This window comes from Pseudomonas sp. LBUM1651 (genome assembly GCF_059716135.1).
On the sequence record NZ_CP166805.1, the window covers coordinates 1247180 to 1265893 of the forward strand.

General features: G+C 58.4%; 17 protein-coding genes. 15 read left to right on the top strand and 2 right to left on the bottom strand.

The features are described from left to right. Positions 1 to 139: 139 nt before the first annotated feature. Together ACA066_RS05725 and map are read right to left on the bottom strand one after the other, a co-directional pair. Positions 140 to 2842, bottom strand: coding sequence for a [protein-PII] uridylyltransferase (locus tag ACA066_RS05725; protein ID WP_497698474.1), 2703 nt, complete (start codon positions 2840 to 2842; stop codon positions 140 to 142). Positions 2843 to 2891: 49 nt separating this feature from the next. Continuing rightward, complete coding sequence (gene map, locus ACA066_RS05730; RefSeq protein ID WP_497698475.1) at positions 2892 to 3674, bottom strand: type I methionyl aminopeptidase; 783 nt, start codon at positions 3672 to 3674, stop codon at positions 2892 to 2894. 373 nt (positions 3675 to 4047) lie between these two features. Between map and rpsB the strand changes: the two genes are divergently transcribed. The 15 genes from rpsB (at position 4048) to rnhB (ending at position 18669) form a co-directional block, all read left to right on the top strand. Further along, positions 4048 to 4785: a 30S ribosomal protein S2 gene (rpsB, locus tag ACA066_RS05735; protein WP_007907989.1), complete on the top strand. Its 738-nt coding sequence runs from the start codon at positions 4048 to 4050 to the stop codon at positions 4783 to 4785. Positions 4786 to 4978: 193 nt separating this feature from the next. After that, on the top strand, positions 4979 to 5842 hold the full coding sequence (tsf, locus tag ACA066_RS05740) for a translation elongation factor Ts (RefSeq protein ID WP_214380961.1): 864 nt from the start codon (positions 4979 to 4981) through the stop codon (positions 5840 to 5842). Positions 5843 to 6051: 209 nt separating this feature from the next. Continuing rightward, positions 6052 to 6795, top strand: a complete 744-nt coding sequence (gene pyrH, locus ACA066_RS05745; protein WP_003189161.1) for a UMP kinase — start codon at positions 6052 to 6054, stop codon at positions 6793 to 6795. Further along, a complete protein-coding gene (gene frr / locus ACA066_RS05750) occupies positions 6792 to 7349 on the top strand; it encodes a ribosome recycling factor (protein WP_033056300.1) in 558 nt (185 codons plus the stop codon). The genes pyrH and frr overlap by 4 nt, the downstream gene beginning before the upstream one ends. A 13-nt stretch (positions 7350 to 7362) precedes the next feature. Beyond that, a complete protein-coding gene (gene uppS / locus ACA066_RS05755; RefSeq protein ID WP_084322274.1) occupies positions 7363 to 8118 on the top strand; it encodes a polyprenyl diphosphate synthase in 756 nt (251 codons plus the stop codon). After that, positions 8118 to 8924 carry a phosphatidate cytidylyltransferase gene (locus ACA066_RS05760; RefSeq protein ID WP_497698476.1) on the top strand — a complete coding sequence of 269 codons (807 nt, stop codon included), beginning with the start codon at positions 8118 to 8120 and terminating at the stop codon, positions 8922 to 8924. Before uppS ends, ACA066_RS05760 begins: the two co-directional genes overlap by 1 nt. Then, positions 8921 to 10111, top strand: coding sequence for a 1-deoxy-D-xylulose-5-phosphate reductoisomerase (gene ispC, locus ACA066_RS05765; protein ID WP_497698477.1), 1191 nt, complete (start codon positions 8921 to 8923; stop codon positions 10109 to 10111). Before ACA066_RS05760 ends, ispC begins: the two co-directional genes overlap by 4 nt. 53 nt (positions 10112 to 10164) lie before the next feature. Then, the gene (gene rseP, locus ACA066_RS05770) at positions 10165 to 11517 is read left to right on the top strand and encodes a sigma E protease regulator RseP (RefSeq protein WP_497698478.1); all 1353 of its coding nucleotides are present in this window, start codon (positions 10165 to 10167) and stop codon (positions 11515 to 11517) included. A 75-nt stretch (positions 11518 to 11592) separates the two neighbouring features. Beyond that, on the top strand, positions 11593 to 13968 hold the full coding sequence (bamA, locus tag ACA066_RS05775; RefSeq protein ID WP_497698479.1) for an outer membrane protein assembly factor BamA: 2376 nt from the start codon (positions 11593 to 11595) through the stop codon (positions 13966 to 13968). 45 nt (positions 13969 to 14013) lie between these two features. After that, positions 14014 to 14517, top strand: a complete 504-nt coding sequence (locus tag ACA066_RS05780) for an OmpH/Skp family outer membrane protein (RefSeq protein WP_008028980.1) — start codon at positions 14014 to 14016, stop codon at positions 14515 to 14517. Between the two features lie 3 nt (positions 14518 to 14520). Then, on the top strand, positions 14521 to 15576 hold the full coding sequence (gene lpxD / locus ACA066_RS05785) for a UDP-3-O-(3-hydroxymyristoyl)glucosamine N-acyltransferase (protein WP_497698480.1): 1056 nt from the start codon (positions 14521 to 14523) through the stop codon (positions 15574 to 15576). A 108-nt stretch (positions 15577 to 15684) separates the two neighbouring features. Next, on the top strand, positions 15685 to 16125 hold the full coding sequence (fabZ, locus tag ACA066_RS05790) for a 3-hydroxyacyl-ACP dehydratase FabZ (protein WP_128607522.1): 441 nt from the start codon (positions 15685 to 15687) through the stop codon (positions 16123 to 16125). Next, positions 16122 to 16898 (top strand): acyl-ACP--UDP-N-acetylglucosamine O-acyltransferase, encoded by a 777-nt coding sequence (gene lpxA / locus ACA066_RS05795; RefSeq protein ID WP_497698481.1) that lies wholly within the window; start codon positions 16122 to 16124, stop codon positions 16896 to 16898. Before fabZ ends, lpxA begins: the two co-directional genes overlap by 4 nt. A 2-nt stretch (positions 16899 to 16900) precedes the next feature. Then, the gene (gene lpxB / locus ACA066_RS05800; RefSeq protein ID WP_497698482.1) at positions 16901 to 18031 is read left to right on the top strand and encodes a lipid-A-disaccharide synthase; all 1131 of its coding nucleotides are present in this window, start codon (positions 16901 to 16903) and stop codon (positions 18029 to 18031) included. Positions 18032 to 18042: 11 nt separating this feature from the next. Next, the gene (gene rnhB, locus ACA066_RS05805; protein ID WP_497699809.1) at positions 18043 to 18669 is read left to right on the top strand and encodes a ribonuclease HII; all 627 of its coding nucleotides are present in this window, start codon (positions 18043 to 18045) and stop codon (positions 18667 to 18669) included. Positions 18670 to 18714: the final 45 nt, after the last annotated feature.

Consider the following 18714-nt stretch of genomic DNA (forward strand, 5'->3'; position numbering starts at 1 on the left):
GGCTGCGCAGCAGTCGTAAAACCATGATGTGCGGTTTATCTGATACACCGCGTTTGCTGGTTTTAGGGCCGCTTCGCAGCCCAGCGGGGGCGAGCCCCCTCGCCACAGAAATCTGCTTCCACAGTGGGAAATTTGTTAATCAGATACTGATTCGCGACAACTTGATATCGGGTTCGTTACTGACGCTTAGCTGTTCGACGATCGCATCCTGCAAGCGGCTGCACAGCAGCGGGTCGGACAATGGCTGGTTGTTGGCGTCGGTGATGAAAAACACGTCTTCCACGCGCTCGCCGAGGGTGGCGATCTTGGCGTTCTGCAGTGACAGATCGAACTCCAGGAAAATCGTACCGATCCGCGCCAGCAAACCCGGCCGATCCGGGGCACTGAGCTCCAGCACCGTTACCGGCCGCTGGGCGTCGTTGTGGATCGTCACCTGTGGCGCAAACGCGAAATGCTTGAGTTGACGCGGCACCCGCCGCTGGATGATCGTCGGGTAATCGTCCGGGTTGCGCAGTGCTTCGGTCAGGCCTTCGCGGATCTGTTTGACCCGTGCCGGGTTGTCGCCGATCGAATCGCCGTCAGTGTCGAGCACAATGTAGGTGTCGAGGGTGAACTGACTGCTGGAGGTGATGACCCGGGCGTCATGAATGTTCAGGTTCAGCTGATCCATCGCCGCTACGGTCACGGCGAAGAAGTCGTGCTGGTCCGGCGCATAAATGAAGATTTGCGTACCGCCCTCGAACTCGCGCTGGGTAGTTTCCTTGATCAGCACCAACGGCCCGCCATCAGCCGGCTGCTGCAGGATCGCGTCGGTGTGCCAGGCCACATCGCCGGCGGTGTGACGCAGGAAATAATCATCACCCAATTGCGACCACAATTGTTCGACGTCGTCTGGGTCGGTGCCGCCGCGCACCAGAATATCGAGGGCGGCGCTCTGGGTCTGGCGGATCTGCATTTCACGATCCACCGGGTTCTCCAGGCCGCGACGCAATGCTCGCTTGGTCTCGGTGTAGAGCTGGCGCAACAGGCTGGCGCGCCAGGAGTTCCACAGTGTCGGGTTGGTGGCGTTGATGTCGGCGACGGTCAGCACGTAGAGGTAATCGAGGTGCGTTTCGTCACCGACAATCTGCGCGAAGTCGTGGATCACGTGCGGGTCGGACAAGTCCTTGCGCTGGGCGGTGGTCGACATCACCAGGTGGTTCTGTACCAGCCAGACGATCAGGCGGCTGTCCCACACCGGCAATTGGTGGCGCTGGCAAAAGGCCTCGGCATCCACCGCGCCGATTTCCGAGTGATCGCCGTGCCGGCCCTTGCCGATGTCGTGATACAGACCGGCGAGGTAGATCAGTTCAGGCTTGGGCAGTTTGCCCATGAGCTTGCTGGCCAGTGGGAATTTTTCCGACACTTGCGTGTACTGCAACTTACGCAAGTGTTTGATCAGGTTCAGTGTGTGCGCATCGACCGTGTAGATGTGAAACAGGTCGTGTTGCATCTGCCCGACAATAAAGCCGAACTCCGGCAGATAACGTCCGAGAATACCGTAACGGTTCATCCGCCGCAGGTTGCGGTGGATGCCGATCTTGCACTTGAACAGTTCGATAAACAGGCTGGTATTGCGAATGTCATTGCGGAAATCGTCGTCGATCAGATGGCGGTTTTCCCGCAGCAGACGAATGGTGTCGGCGCGCACGCCTTTGATTTCCGGCTGCTGGGCCATCAGCACGAAGATCTCGAGCATGGCGAACGGCGTGCGGCGGAATACGTTGTCGTTGCGCGCTTCGATGTAACCGTCGTGCAACTGGAACCGCGAGTTGATCGGTTGCGGCGGCGCTTCATCTTCCGGCGCCAGGATGACTTCCTCGAAGTGCTGGATGATCAGGTCGCTGAGCTGGGCGATGCTCATGACTACCCGGTAATACTGCTGCATGAAGTTTTCGATGGCTTGCTTGGCGTCGTCGCCCTTGAAACCCAACAGGCCGGCAATCGAGCGCTGGTGGTCGAACAGCAAGCGGTCTTCGGAGCGACCGGCGAGCATATGCAGCGCGTAACGAACCTTCCACAGGAATTCCTGGGAGGAGGCCAGCAGGGCGTTTTCGCTTTCGACCAGGAAACCTTCGCCTGCCAGTGCCCGCAGGTTCAGGGTGCCGTACTCGCGTCGGGCCACCCACAGAATCGTCTGAATATCCCGTAGTCCGCCGGGCGAGCCTTTGACGTTGGGTTCCAGGTTGTATTCGGTGTCGTTGTACTTGTGGTGACGGGCCTTCTGCTCGGCGCGCTTGGCCAGAAAGAAGTCCTTGCTCGGCCACATGTGCGCGGTGCTGGTGACGTCGAGCATGCGCTGGCGCAAGCGCTCGGGGCCGCAGATGGTGCGGCTTTCCATCAGGTTGGTGACAACCGTCAGGTCGGCGCGGGCTTCAACGGCGCATTCGTCCACCGAGCGCACACTCTGGCCGACTTCCAGGCCGATGTCCCACAACAGCGTCAGAAAACGCTCGATGGAATCACGGAAAACTTCGTGGTCGGCGCTGTCCAGCAGGATCAGCAGATCGATATCCGAATAAGGGTGCAGCTCACCGCGACCGTAGCCGCCGACCGCGACCAGCGCGATGTCGGCGTCTTCGCTCCAGTTAAATTGCTCCCAGGCCTTTTGCAGGATGTTGTCGACGAACCACGCGCGATCCTCGATCAGCCGGCGAATCTCACGGCCGCTGCGAAAACGCGCGTCAAGGACCTCGCGGGCCTGGCGGATCGCCTTCTTGAAAGCTGCGATCGGGCTGGCCTTCAGGGCAAGTTCCGCCTGGAACTGGCCACGGTCGAAGAGTTCGGGATCCACCTGCGGCATTGATTGGCTTTCCTATCTATCTATAAGGCTGGGAGCGGCGCGGGTCGGATCAGACCGAAACGCGCGGGATGGTGTCATCGCTGCGCAAGGTGAAGATCTCGTAACCGGTTTCGGTCACTGCCAGCGTGTGCTCCCACTGTGCCGACAATTTGCGGTCCTTGGTGATCGCGGTCCAGCCGTCGCCCAGCACTTTGGTGTCGGCCTTGCCCTGGTTGATCATCGGCTCGATGGTGAAGGTCATGCCGGCCTTCAGTTCCATGCCGGTGCCGGCGCGGCCGTAGTGCAGGATCTGCGGCTCTTCGTGGAACACCTTGCCGATGCCGTGGCCGCAGAACTCGCGAACCACCGAGAAACCGTTCTTTTCGGCGTGCTTCTGGATCACTTCACCGATGTCGCCCAAACGGCAGCCGGGTTTGACGATTTCGATGGCCTTGTACATGCACTCCTGAGTCACTTGCGACAGACGTTCGGCCCAGACCGGCACGGTGCCGACGTGGAACATGCGGCTGGTGTCGCCGTGGTAGCCATCCTTGATCACGGTGACGTCGATGTTCAGCGTGTCACCGTCCTTCAATGGCTTCTCGTTCGGAATGCCGTGGCAGACCACGTGGTTGATCGAGGTGCAGATCGACTTCGGGTAGCCTTTGTAGTTGAGCGGGGCAGGAATGGCCTGCTGCACGTTGACGATGTAGTCGTGGCAGATGCGGTCCAGTTCTTCGGTGGTGATGCCCGGCTTGACATGTTCAGCAATCATTTCCAGCACATCGGCGGCCAGTTTGCCGGCGACACGCATTTTTGCGATGTCCTCCGGGGTTTTGAGGGTGACGGTCATACAGGCTCTCTCTGCGCTCGATGGCGCTTGCTAACACGGAATGGGCAGTGTGCGATCGATGTTCGCCGCCCTGAAAAACGCGATTCTAACAGACGATCAGCGCAAATCTGAGCCTCTGTGCATCGCTTCTCTCTATAGATAGGCGCATTCTTGAGCGATTCCAAGGGCGCGGATGAAGGCGCGCGTCAGGAATTGAGAATCCGGGTTCCGTTTTTGCGAGCCTTGTGATATAAAATGCGCCGCTTTCCGGGGATACCCCGAAAGGCTTAAATCCACACACGTGTCGACACGATGACCTGGGTGCCTTCAGCTGATGCTGCTGGTTGGTCATTGGGATACGTGGAGGCCAAACCCGACTTATTAAGGAACTATCATGTCCCAAGTCAACATGCGCGATATGCTGAAGGCCGGTGTGCACTTCGGTCACCAGACCCGTTACTGGAACCCGAAAATGGGTAAGTACATTTTCGGCGCGCGTAACAAGATCCACATCATCAACCTTGAAAAAACCCTGCCAATGTTCAACGAAGCTCTGACTTTCGTAGAGCGCCTGGCCCAGGGCAAAAACAAGATTCTGTTCGTCGGCACCAAGCGTTCCGCTGGCAAGATCGTTGCTGAAGAAGCAGCACGTTGCGGTTCGCCGTACGTCGATCACCGCTGGTTGGGCGGCATGCTGACCAACTTCAAAACCATCCGTGCTTCCATCAAGCGTCTGCGTGACCTTGAAGTGCAAGCCGAAGACGGTACTTTCGCCAAGCTGACCAAGAAAGAAGCGCTGATGCGCACTCGCGATCTTGAGAAGCTCGATCGTTCCCTGGGTGGTATCAAGGACATGGGCGGTCTGCCAGACGCTCTGTTCGTTATCGACGTTGATCACGAGCGCATCGCGATCACCGAAGCCAACAAGCTGGGCATCCCGGTTATCGGCGTAGTCGATACCAACAGCAGCCCGGAAGGCGTTGACTACATCATCCCAGGCAACGATGACGCAATCCGCGCTATCCAGCTGTACATGGGTTCGATGGCTGACGCTGTAATCCGCGGTCGCAACCACGTTGCTGGTGGCACCGAGCAGTTCGTTGAAGAAGCTCCGGCAGCTGCAGCTGAGTAATTGACGCCTTGGCGTTGACTCAGTAAGCAAAAAGGGGGCTTGGCCCCCTTTTTGCCACCTCGAAAACCATTTGTCCGGTGGCGCATTTACAGCATTTGTAACTTGCAGCTGCTAACAAGGGTGGTTCGGGAAGAATTGAACGCCCGTTCGATCGGGTGGAATGGTTGAAAACCTATCCAAGAGGAATTTTGAAATGGCAGAGATTACTGCAGCGTTGGTCAAAGAACTGCGCGAGCGTACTGGCGAAGGCATGATGGACTGCAAAAAGGCCTTGACCAAGGCTGGCGGCGACATCGAAAAAGCCATTGATGACATGCGCGCTTCGGGCGCCATCAAGGCTGCCAAGAAAGCAGGCAACGTGGCTGCTGAAGGCGCGATCGCTCTGAAGGAAGACGGTAAATCCGCCGTTCTGCTGGAAGTGAACTCGCAGACCGATTTCCTGGCTCTGCAGGACGACTTCAAGGCATTCGTTGCTTCCAGCGTTGAAAAAGCATTCGCTGACAAGCTGACTGATGTTGCTCCGCTGATCGAAGCTCAAGAAGCCGATCGCCTGGTTCTGGTCGGCAAGGTTGGCGAAAACGTCAACATCCGTCGCCTGGTTCGCGTTGAAGGTGATGTTGTTGGTGGTTACCTGCACGGCAACAAAATCGGTGTTGCGGTTGTTCTGAAGGGCGGCAACGTTGAGCTGGCCAAAGACATCGCTATGCACGTAGCGGCCAGCAACCCTGAATTCCTGCTGCCATCGGAAGTTTCTGCTGAAGCTATCGAGCGCGAAAAAGCCGTGTTCCTGCAGCTGAACGAAGAAAAAATCAAAGGCAAGCCAGAAAACATTGTTGAAAACATGGTCAAAGGCCGCATCAGCAAGTTCCTGGCTGAAGCGAGCCTGGTTGAGCAGGCGTTCGTCAAGAACCCTGAAATCAAGGTCGGCGAACTGGCCAAGAAGGCCGGTGCTGAAATCGTTTCTTTCACCTACTTCAAAGTAGGCGAAGGCATCGAGAAGCCGGTCGACAACTTCGCTGAAGAAGTTGCTGCCCAGCTGGCTGCCGCCAAGCAATAAGACGGTTTTTAACTGTCGCCCTGAAGAGGCTGCCCGCTTACGCGCGCAGCCTCTTTTCAGATGGGGCACCAATTTTTTATTGGATTCCCTTTGGAACTGGCTTACAAAGCCATGTTCCGATGGCGCTGAAGCAGCGCCAAGCTAGAGTGAACGCCAGCTGTAAACAGCTCGCAAAGAATTTTTAAAATACGCCGCAGGAGAGATTCGCAATGGCTCAGCAGGGCAGTGGTTATCAGGCTCGCTATAAACGCATTCTACTCAAGCTTAGCGGCGAGGCCCTGATGGGCTCGGAAGAGTTCGGGATCGACCCGAAAGTTCTGGATCGCATGGCGCTGGAAGTCGGCCAACTGGTCGGCATCGGTGTTCAGGTCGGTCTGGTGATCGGCGGCGGCAACCTGTTCCGCGGTGCAGCGCTGAGCGCGGCCGGCATGGATCGGGTCACCGGCGACCACATGGGCATGCTGGCCACTGTGATGAACGCCCTGGCCATGCGCGATGCGCTGGAACGTGCCAATATCTCGGCCATCGTGATGTCGGCCATTTCCATGGTGGGTGTGACCGATCACTATGATCGCCGCAAAGCCATGCGCCATCTCAACTCCAAAGAAGTCGTGATCTTCGCGGCAGGTACTGGCAATCCGTTTTTCACCACGGATTCGGCAGCCTGCTTGCGTGCGATCGAAATCGACGCTGACGTCGTACTGAAAGCGACCAAGGTCGATGGTGTTTACACCGCAGATCCATTCAAGGACCCGCATGCCGAGAAGTTCGATCATCTGACCTACGATGAAGTGCTGGATCGCAAGCTGGGCGTGATGGATCTGACGGCCATTTGCCTGTGCCGCGACCACAAGATGCCGTTGCGCGTATTTAACATGAACAAGCCCGGCGCTCTGCTGAACATCGTGCATGGCGGCGCTGAAGGGACCCTGATCGAGGAAGGCCAACAATGATCAACGAAATCAAGAAAGACGCTAAAGAGCGTATGCAGAAATCCGTCGAGTCGCTGATGCACAACTTCGGCCGTATTCGTACCGGCCAGGCGCACCCGAGCATTCTGGAAGGCGTGATGGTGCCGTATTACGGTTCCGACACTCCGATCAAGCAAGTGGCGAACATCACCGTCAAAGACGCCCGTACCCTGCAAGTCGTTGCCTTTGAGCGCAACATGCTGGGTGCCGTCGATAAAGCCATCGGCAGCGCCGGTCTGAACCTCAACCCGACCAACCTGGGTGAGCTGCTGCTGATCTCCATGCCAGCCCTGACCGAAGAAACCCGCAAGGGCTTCACCAAGCAGGCTCGTGATGTCGCGGAAGACGCCCGTGTTGCCGTGCGCAACATCCGTCGTGACGCGAACAGCCAGCTCAAGGATCTGGTCAAGGAAAAGGAAATCAGCGAAGACGAAGAGCGCCGCGCCACTGGCGAGATCGATGATTTGACCAAAAAGTTCGTGGCTGAAATCGACGCGAATCTGGCGCAGAAAGAAAAAGACCTGATGGCCGTATAAGGGTCGCGTTTTCATGGAAAAGACCAAGCAGGTTGCGCCGTCCGCGGTGCCGCGCCATGTCGCGATCATCATGGATGGCAATAATCGCTGGGCGAAAAAACGCTTTATGCCGGGTGTCGCCGGGCATAAAGCGGGAGTGGATGCAGTTCGTGCAGTGATCGAGGTGTGTGCCGAGGCCAAGGTCGAGGTACTAACCCTATTCGCCTTCTCCAGCGAGAACTGGCAGCGCCCGGCCGATGAGGTCAGTGCCTTGATGGACCTGTTCTTCAAGGCATTGCGTCGCGAAGCCAAACGCCTCAACGAAAACAACATCAGTCTGCGCATCATTGGCGACCGTTCGCGCTTTCATCCAGAGCTTCAGGCGGCCATGCGCGAGGCTGAAGCCATGACGGCGGGTGCCAATCGCTTCGTCCTGCAGATCGCCGCCAACTACGGCGGTCAGTGGGACATCGCGCAAGCCGCGCAGCGTCTGGCGCGGGAAGTCCAGGCCGGCCATCTGCGTCCGGAAGACATCACCCCCGAGCTGTTGCAAACCTGTCTGGCCACCGGCGACCTGCCGTTGCCGGATCTGTGCATTCGTACCGGTGGCGAGCACCGCATCAGTAACTTCCTGCTGTGGCAACTGGCCTACGCCGAGTTGTACTTCTCCGACCTGTTCTGGCCGGACTTCAAACACGACGCCATGCGCACCGCGCTGGCCGATTTCGCTTCTCGTCAGCGTCGCTTCGGTAAAACGAGCGAGCAGGTCGAGGCTGGGGCCCGGGTTTAATGCTCAAACAACGAATCATCACCGCGCTGATATTGCTGCCGATCGCCTTGTGCGGGTTTTTCCTGCTCGAAGGTTCCGGCTTCGCGCTGTTCATCGGACTGGTCGTGACCCTTGGTGCCTGGGAATGGGCGCGCTTGGCAGGTTTTGCCGCTCAGTCGATTCGCGTCGCTTACGCTGCGGTGGTTGCGTTGATGTTGTTTGTCATGCACATCCTGCCGGGGCTTGCGCCCTGGGTGTTGGGCGCCTCGGTGCTGTGGTGGGGCGTGGCGACGTATCTGGTGCTGACCTATCCGCGCTCCAGTGAACTTTGGTCCAGTGCCGCTTGCAAGCTGGTGATCGGGCTGCTGATCCTGTTGCCGGCCTGGCAAGGTCTGGTCCAGATCAAACAGTACCCCTTGGGCAACTGGTTGATCATGGCGGTGATGGTGCTGGTCTGGGGGGCCGATATCGGTGCCTACTTCTCCGGTCGCGCGTTTGGCAAGCGCAAACTGGCGCCGCAGGTCAGTCCCGGCAAGAGCTGGGAAGGGGTGTATGGCGGGTTGGCGCTGAGCCTGGTGATCACCGTCATTGTCGGCCTGGTGCGCGACTGGACGGTTGCCGAACTGTTCAAAGGGTTGATCGGTGCGGCAATTATCGTGTTCATCTCGGTGGTGGGTGACCTTACCGAAAGCATGTTCAAGCGCCAGTCCGGGATCAAGGACAGCAGTAATTTGCTGCCAGGTCACGGTGGTGTGCTGGATCGCATCGACAGTCTGACGGCCGCGATCCCTGTATTTGCTGTGCTGTTGTGGATGGCGGCACCGTGAGCCGCCCACAGCAGATTACCGTTCTGGGGGCGACCGGTTCGATCGGTCTGAGCACGCTCGACGTCATTGCTCGTCATCCCGAGCGTTATCAGGTTTTTGCCTTGAGCGGCTTCACGCGTCTTAGCGAGTTGCATGCGCTTTGCGTCCGTCATGTGCCGCGGTTCGCCGTAGTGCCAGAGCAGAGCGCCGCCCGGGTCTTGCAGGACGATTTGCGTGCAGCCGGTCTGTCGACTCGCGTGCTGGTGGGGGAGGAGGGCCTGTGTCAGGTCGCTGCCGATCCTGAAGTCGATACGGTCATGGCGGCCATTGTCGGTGCGGCGGGCTTGCGTCCGACCCTGGCGGCAGTTGAAGCCGGCAAGAAAATTCTCCTGGCCAACAAAGAAGCGCTGGTGATGTCCGGCGCGCTGTTCATGCAGGCTGTACGCAAAAGCGGTTCGGTGCTGCTGCCGATCGACAGCGAGCACAACGCGATTTTCCAGTGCATGCCACAGGATTTTCCCCGTGGGCTCGGGGTCGTGGGCGTTCGTCGGATCTTGCTGACAGCCTCGGGCGGTCCGTTCCGACTGACACCCTTGGCCGAACTGGCCGATGTTTCGCCTGAGCAGGCCTGTGCGCACCCGACCTGGTCCATGGGGCGCAAGATCTCCGTGGATTCGGCGAGCATGATGAACAAGGGGCTCGAGCTGATCGAGGCTTGCTGGCTGTTCGACGCCAAGCCGTCCCAGGTAGAAGTGGTGATTCACCCGCAGAGCGTGATTCATTCGCTGGTCGACTACATCGACGGTTCGGTATTGGCTCAGCTGGGTAATCCCGACATGCGCACACCGATCGCCAACGCCCTGGCCTGGCCGGAGCGCATCGATTCGGGCGTTGCTCCGCTGGATCTGTTCGCCATCGCACGTCTGGACTTCCAGGCACCCGATGAAGAGCGTTTCCCATGCCTGCGGCTGGCGCGTCAGGCTGCCGAGGCGGGCAATAGCGCACCAGCGATGCTCAATGCGGCAAATGAAGTGGCGGTCGCCGCCTTTCTCGACGGGCGGGTTCGTTATCTGGAAATCGCGAGTATCATCGAAGAAGTCTTGAATCTCGAGCCTGTGGTTGCGGTGGATGATCTCGAGGCGGTGTTCACGGCTGACGCGAAAGCGCGAGTCCTGGTGGAGCAATGGTTGAGTCGTCACGGGCGGTAAGTGCTGCAACACGTTGGCCCATGCAGCACTGGATAGGATTGCGGAGAAAGTAGATGAGCGCGCTCTATATGATTGTCGGCACCCTGGTAGCCCTGGGCGTGCTGGTCACCTTCCACGAATTCGGCCATTTCTGGGTCGCGCGTCGCTGTGGGGTCAAAGTGCTGCGCTTCTCCGTGGGCTTCGGCATGCCTTTGCTGCGCTGGCACGACAAGAAAGGCACTGAGTTCGTCGTTGCTGCGATCCCGCTGGGCGGCTACGTGAAGATGCTCGATGAGCGCGAAGGTGAAGTGCCAGCCGATCAGCTCGATCAGTCCTTCAATCGCAAATCCGTCCGTCAGCGCATTGCCATTGTGTCGGCCGGGCCGATTGCCAACTTTTTACTGGCGATGATTTTTTTCTGGGTGCTCGCGATGCTCGGCAGCGAGCAGGTGCGGCCTGTCATCGGTGCCGTCGAGTCCGGCAGTATCGCCGCCAAGGCCGGTTTGAGCCCGGGTCAGGAAATTGTCGCCATCGATGGTGAGCCGACTTCGGGCTGGGGCGCAGTCAATCTGCAACTGGTCCGTCGCCTCGGCGAGAGCGGTTCCCTTCAAGTGCTGGTCCGCGAGCAGGGTTCCACAGCGGATTCGCCTCGTGAGCTGGTCCTGGATAAATGGCTCAAGGGCGCCGACGAGCCAGATCCGATTCATTCCCTGGGTATCCGCCCTTGGCGTCCGGCGTTGCCGCCAGTTCTGGCTGAGCTCGATCCGAAAGGCCCGGCGCAGGCGGCTGGCCTGAAAACCGGCGACCGGTTGTTGGCGCTTGATGGCAAGGCGCTCGATGATTGGCAACAGGTGGTCGACATCGTCCGTAAGCAACCGGATACCAAAATCATGCTGCGCGTCGAGCGCGATGGTGCTCAAATCGACGTCCCTGTGACGCTCGCTGCTCGCGGCGAGAAAAAATCACCCAGTGGTTATCTTGGCGCCGGGGTGAAGGCAATCGATTGGCCGCCGGAGATGATTCGCGAGGTCAGTTACGGTCCTTTGGCCGCGATTGGCGAGGGGGCTCGACGCACCTGGACCATGAGCGTACTGACCCTCGATTCGCTCAAGAAAATGTTGTTCGGTGAGCTCTCGGTAAAAAACTTGAGTGGACCGATAACCATTGCTAAAGTGGCGGGCGCTTCTGCCCAGTCGGGTGTTGCTGATTTCCTGAATTTCCTTGCTTATCTGAGTATTAGCCTGGGGGTTCTGAATTTGTTGCCCATTCCTGTACTGGATGGGGGACATTTGTTGTTTTATCTGATCGAGTGGGCGCGTGGTCGTCCCTTGTCGGATCGGGTGCAGGGTTGGGGGATACAGATCGGCATCAGTTTGGTGGTCGGGGTGATGTTGCTTGCTCTGGTCAATGATTTGGGCCGTCTGTAACACTTCGCTGATATTGCGAATCTGCCGCATTTTGCGGCAGTTTGTTTATTGCCAGTTGGAATAAGAAAGGACTTCATGAAACGTCTGCTGCTAACTGCGGTTCTCACCGTATTGATGATCGCCGAAGTTCACGCCGAGTCCTTCACTATCTCTGATATTCGCGTCAATGGCCTCCAGCGGGTCTCCGCGGGTAGCGTCTTTGGTGCCTTGCCGTTGAACGTCGGTGAACAGGCGGATGATCGTCGCCTGGTGGAATCCACTCGTGCGCTGTTCAAAACCGGGTTCTTTCAAGATATCCAGCTGGGCCGCGATGGCAACGTCCTGGTCATCACGGTAGTCGAGCGCCCGTCAGTCGCCAGTATCGAGATCGAGGGTAACAAGGCGATCTCCACTGAAGACCTGATGAAAGGCCTCAAACAATCCGGTCTGGCCGAAGGCGAGATCTTTCAGCGTGCCACGCTCGAAGGTGTGCGTAACGAACTGCAGCGCCAATATGTCGCGCAGGGTCGCTACTCGGCTACCGTCGACACCGAAGTGGTGCCGCAGCCGCGCAACCGCGTCGGCCTGAAGGTCAACATCAACGAAGGCACCGTCGCTGCTATCCAGCACATCAACGTGGTGGGTAACACGGTCTTCCCTGATGAAGACCTGATCGACCTGTTCGAACTCAAGACCACCAACTGGTTGTCGTTCTTCAAGAACGACGACAAGTACGCTCGTGAAAAGCTTTCCGGTGACCTGGAGCGTCTGCGTTCCTACTACCTGGACCGTGGCTATATCAACATGGATATCGCGTCGACCCAGGTGTCCATCACCCCGGACAAGAAACACGTCTACATCACCGTCAACGTCAACGAAGGCGAGAAGTACACCGTTCGTGACGTCAAGCTGAGCGGCGACCTGAAAGTCCCTGAGGACCAGGTCAAGTCGCTGCTGCTGGTGCAGAAAGGCCAGGTGTTCTCGCGCAAGCTGATGACCACCACGTCCGAACTGATTACCCGTCGTCTGGGTAACGAGGGCTACACCTTCGCCAACGTCAACGGCGTGCCTCAGCCGCACGATGAAGACCACACCGTCGATATCACTTTCGCTGTCGATCCGGGCAAGCGTGCCTACGTCAACCGCATCAACTTCCGTGGCAACACCAAGTCCGAAGACGAAGTGCTGCGCCGTGAAATGCGTCAGATGGAAGGTGGCTGGGCCTCGACTTACCTGATCGACCAGTCCAAGACCCGTCTTGAGCGCCTGGGCTTCTTCAAGGAAGTCAACGTCGAAACCCCGGCCGTTCCAGGTGTCGATGACCAGGTTGACGTGAACTACAGCGTTGAAGAACAAGCTTCCGGTTCGATTACCGCCAGCGTCGGCTTCGCACAGAGTGCCGGTCTGATCCTCGGTGGTTCGATCACCCAGAACAACTTCCTGGGTACCGGTAACAAGGTCAGCCTCGGCTTGACCCGCAGTGAATACCAGAGCCGCTATAACTTCGGTTATGTCGACCCCTACTGGACTGCTGACGGTGTGAGCCTGGGTTACAACGCGTTCTATCGCACCACTGACTACGACGACCTCGACGTTGACGTAGCCAGCTATGCCGTAGACAGCCTGGGTGCGGGCGTGAGCGTCGGTTACCCGATCAGCGAAACGTCGCGTCTGACCTTCGGCCTGACCGCGCAACAAGACAAGATCAAGACCGGCCTGTACACCGTTGACGAGATCTTCGACTTCGTTAACAAGGAAGGCGACAACTACCTGAACTTCAAGGCTTCGGCCGGTTGGTCCGAGTCGACCCTGAACAAAGGTGTACTGGCGACCCGTGGTCACTCTCAAAGCCTTGTGCTGGAAACCACGACACCGGGCAGTGATCTGTCGTTCTTCAAACTCGACTACCGTGGCCAGTTGTTCCAGCCATTGTCTGATAACTACACCGTGCGCCTGCACACCGAACTGGGGTATGGCGACGGCTACGGTTCAACCGATGGCTTGCCGTTCTATGAAAACTACTATGCTGGTGGTTTCAACTCGGTTCGTGGCTTCAAGGACAGCACCCTGGGCCCGCGCAGTACGCCTAGCCGTGGCACGAACCCGGGGACCGCGTTCGATCCGGACCAGGATCCACTGCCGTTTGGTGGCAACGTCCTGATACAGGGTGGTGCAGAGCTTCTGTTCCCTCTGCCGTTCGTCAAGGATCAGCGCTCCCTGCGTACCTCGGTATTCTGGGATGTGGGTAACGTTTTCGACTCGCAGTGCAAGGACGCCACCAACGCAAACGGTTCGTCGTCCAATACCCAGTGCAACGATATCAGCCTGAGCAACATGGCCAGCTCTGTCGGTGTAGGTGTGACATGGGTTACCGCACTGGGTCCTCTGAGTTTCGCGTTGGCCATGCCGATCAAGAAACCGGATGAGGCTGAAACTCAAGTGTTCCAATTCTCCCTCGGCCAGACGTTCTAAGCGTCTGACCCAAGATAACGACAATGGATTTTGTAGGAGTGCATCGTGCGTAAGTTGACTCAATTGGTTCTCCTGGCGACCGTACTGGTAGCAGGTCCGGCTTTTGCCGACATGAAAATCGCCGTTCTGAACTATCAGATGGCTCTGCTGGAATCCGACGCGGCCAAGAAATACGCCGTGGATGCCGAGAAGAAGTTCGGCCCGCAGCTGACCAAGCTCAAGACCCTGGAAAGCAGCGCCAAGGGCATTCAGGACCGTCTGATGGCGGGCGGCGACAAGATGCAGCAAGGCGAGCGTGAGCGTCTGGAACTTGAATTCAAGCAAAAGGCCCGTGACTTCCAGTTCCAGTCCAAGGAACTGAACGAAGCCAAAGCCGTTGCTGACCGTGAAATGCTGAAGCAGCTCAAGCCGAAACTGGACAGTGCTGTGGAAGAAGTCATCAAGAAAGGTGCTTTTGACCTGGTCTTCGAGCGTGGCGCAGTGATTGATGTCAAACCTCAGTACGACATCACTCGCCAGGTTATCGAGCGCATGAATCAGCTGAAGTAATCCATGACAGCGACCATAAAACTCGGCCAGTTGGCCGAGTTCCTCGGCGCCACCCTGCGTGGCGACCCGGAGAAGGAAATTACTGGGCTAGCCACTTTGCAAGAGGCTGGCCCAGCTCAGTTGAGCTTTCTGGCAAATCCTCAATACCGTAAATTCCTGGCCGACAGCCGGGCTGCAGCCTTGTTGCTGAAAGCCGCTGACGCCGAAAGTTTTTCCGGTGATGCGCTGGTCGTGCCCGACCCTTACCTGGCCTATGCACGTGTTTCCCACCTGTTCGATCCCAAGCCCAAGGCGGCTGCCGGTATTCATCCGACAGCGGTAGTGGCGGAGGATGCGGTGGTCGATCCGGCTGCGAGTATCGGTGCCTTTGTGGTCATCGAAAGCGGGGCGCGAGTTGATGCGGGTACGACCATCGGCGCGCATTGCTTCATCGGCGCCCGTAGCGTCATTGGCGAAGGTGGCTGGCTCGCACCGCGCGTCACGCTGTATCACGACGTGCGCATCGGCAAGCGGGTGGTGATTCAATCCGGTGCGGTACTGGGTGGCGAAGGCTTCGGCTTTGCCAACGAGAAAGGCATCTGGCAGAAAATCGCCCAGATCGGTGGTGTGCTGGTCGGTGACGATGTGGAGATCGGCGTGAATACCGCCATCGACCGCGGTGCGCTGGCCGATACCGTCATCGGTAATGGCGTCAAGCTCGACAATCAGATTCAGATCGCCCACAACGTCCAGGTCGGTGATCACACCGCCATGGCCGCGTGCGTGGGGATTTCCGGCAGCACCAAGATCGGCAAGCATTGCATGCTCGCCGGTGGCGTTGGGCTGGTGGGGCATATCGAAATTTGCGACAAGGTTTTCATCACCGGGATGACCATGGTGACCCATTCGATTACCGAACCGGGTTCCTACTCTTCCGGTACGGCCATGCAACCGGCTGCCGAATGGCGCAAAAGCGCGGCACGTATCCGTCAGCTCGATGACATCGCGCGGCGACTGCGACAGCTGGAAAAGCGGACAGGGGAAGTGACCCCTGACGGTAATGCTTCATCAGATGGCTGATACCATTTCCATATCAAGTGTGCACAGCCGCTAGACTGCCTCCTTGATTTGCTAGAGGAACGCGCGTCAGTCGCGCGTTTCCAATCTTTACATAGGCTTCCCCCCGAAATGATGGACATCAACGAGATTCGCGAATACCTGCCTCACCGTTACCCGTTCCTGCTGGTGGACCGGGTCGTGGAACTGGACGTGGAAGGCAAGCGCATTCGCGCCTACAAGAATGTCAGCATCAACGAACCGTTCTTCAATGGTCACTTCCCGGCGCATCCAATCATGCCGGGTGTACTGATCATCGAAGCGATGGCTCAGGCTGCCGGGATCCTTGGTTTCAAAATGCTCGACGTGAAACCGGCCGACGGCACCCTTTACTACTTCGTCGGCTCCGACAAGCTGCGCTTCCGTCAGCCAGTGCTGCCGGGCGATCAGTTGATCCTCGAAGCCAAGTTCCTGAGCTGCAAGCGCCAGATCTGGAAATTCGAATGCCAGGCTTCGGTCGATGGCAAGCCAGTCTGCTCCGCTGAAATCATCTGCGCGGAACGCAAACTATGAGTTTGATTGACCCTCGTGCAATCATCGATCCGGCGGCCATTCTGGCCGACGACGTTGAGGTCGGCCCCTGGTCGATCATCGGCGCAGGTGTGGAAATCGGCGAGGGGACAGTGATCGGGCCGCATGTGATTCTCAAAGGCCCGACCCGAATCGGTAAGCACAATCGCATCTACCAGTTTTCTTCGGTAGGCGAGGACACGCCCGATCTGAAATACAAAGGTGAAGAAACCCGTCTGGTCATCGGCGACCATAACGTCATCCGTGAAGGCGTGACGATTCATCGCGGGACCATTCAGGACCGTTCGGAAACGACCCTGGGCGATCACAACCTGATCATGGCCTATGCCCATATCGGCCACGACAGCGTCATCGGCAACCACTGCATCCTGGTCAACAACACCGCGCTGGCGGGCCATGTGCACGTTGAAGACTGGGCGATCCTGTCCGGTTTCACCCTGGTTCACCAGTATTGCCATATCGGCGCCCACAGCTTTTCCGGTATGGGCACCGCCATCGGCAAGGACGTTCCAGCCTACGTCACCGTGTTCGGCAACCCGGCCGAAGCGCGCAGCATGAACTTCGAAGGCATGCGTCGCCGTGGTTTCAGCGAAGACGCGATCCACGCCCTGCGTCGTGCCTACAAGGTGGTTTACCGCCAGGGCCTGACCGTCGAGCAAGCGCTCGCCGAACTGGCCGAACCCTCGGCGCAGTTTCCGGAAGTCGCGGTGTTCCGTGATTCCATCCAGTCTTCGACCCGCGGCATCACGCGTTAATCATGGCTAATCTGCGTATTGCGCTGGTGGCGGGTGAGGCTTCCGGTGACATTCTGGGCGCCGGTCTCATGCGTGCGCTCAAGGCACAGCATCCGGCGGTCGAGTTCATCGGTGTCGGTGGTCCGCTGATGCAGGCCGAGGGCCTGACCTCGTATTTCCCGATGGAACGTCTCTCGGTCATGGGCCTGGTGGAAGTGCTGGGTCGGCTGCGCGAGTTGCTCAAGCGCCGCAAGAAGCTGGTTGCTGACCTGATCGCCGAGAAGCCGGATGTGTTCATCGGTATCGATGCCCCGGACTTCAACCTGAATATCGAACTCAAGCTGCGTCAGGCCGGGATCAAGACCGTGCATTACGTCAGCCCGTCGGTGTGGGCGTGGCGGCAGAAGCGGGTATTGAAGATTCGCGAAGGTTGCGACCTGATGCTGACGCTGTTTCCGTTCGAAGCAAAATTCTATGAAGAGAAAGGTGTGCCGGTGCGGTTTGTCGGGCATTCCCTGGCCGATGCGATCCCGCTTGAAGCGGATCGCGCTGCTGCACGGGCCGAGCTCGGTCTGCCGGACGGGCCGTTGGTCGCGCTGATGCCCGGCAGTCGCGGTGGTGAAGTGGGTCGTCTGGGGGCGTTGTTCCTCGATACCGCCCAGCGTCTGCGCGCCCTGCGTCCTGGTGTGCGGTTCGTCATGCCGTGCGCCAGTCCTCAGCGCCGCGCGCAGCTTGAAGAGTTGCTCGTCGGTCGCGATCTGCCGCTGACCCTGCTCGACGGCAAGTCCCATCTGGCGCTGGCAGCTTGCGACGCGGTGTTGATCGCCTCCGGAACGGCTACCCTTGAAGCGTTGTTGTACAAGCGGCCGATGGTCGTTGCCTATCGTTTGGCGCCACTGACGTTCTGGATTCTCAAGCGCATGGTCAAGAGCCCCTACGTCTCGTTGCCGAACCTGTTGGCCCAGCGCCTGTTGGTGCCCGAGTTGCTGCAGGACGACGCGACCGTTGAAGCGCTGGCCCAGACGTTGTCGCCATTGATCGAAGGTGGCGAAGAGCAGACTCGCGGCTTTGATGAAATTCACCGGACCCTTCGTCTGGATGCCTCCAACCAGGCTGCAGATGCAGTGCTGAAGCTGATCGGCCAAGTACAATGAGTAAAACAAGCATGCAAATGGGGCTGGATTTCACCTTGGTCGCTGAAGTCGAAGATCTGGTTGCCGGTGTTGACGAAGTCGGTCGCGGCCCGCTTTGTGGCGCCGTGGTAACCGCGGCTGTGATCCTCGATCCGAACCGTCCGATCCTGGGCTTGAACGATTCGAAGAAGCTCACCGAAGCCCGTCGCGAAAAGCTCTACGACGAAATCTGCGAAAAAGCTTTGAGCTGGTGCATCGCGCGTGCAGAAGTCGAAGAAATCGACGAGTTGAACATCCTCCATGCCACTATGCTGGCCATGCAGCGCGCGATCGAAGGCCTGCACATTCAGCCGAAACTGGCGATGATCGACGGTAACCGCTGCCCGAAACTGTCCATGCGTGCCGAAGCGGTGGTCAAGGGGGACAGCAAGGTTCCAGCCATTGCTGCTGCATCGATTCTGGCCAAGGTCAGCCGCGACCGCGAGATGGCCGCCTTCGAATTGATTTACCCGGGTTACGGCATCGGTGGTCACAAAGGCTATCCGACGCCCGTTCATCTGGAGGCGCTGGCACGCTTGGGCCCGACTCCGATTCATCGCCGCTCGTTTGCGCCTGTGCGGCTGGCGTATGAGGCGCGCGAAAGCTTCATAGAGAGTTAGTCGCAAGGCTGATGTTTTTCCCAAGGCCCGGTACAATCCGGGCCT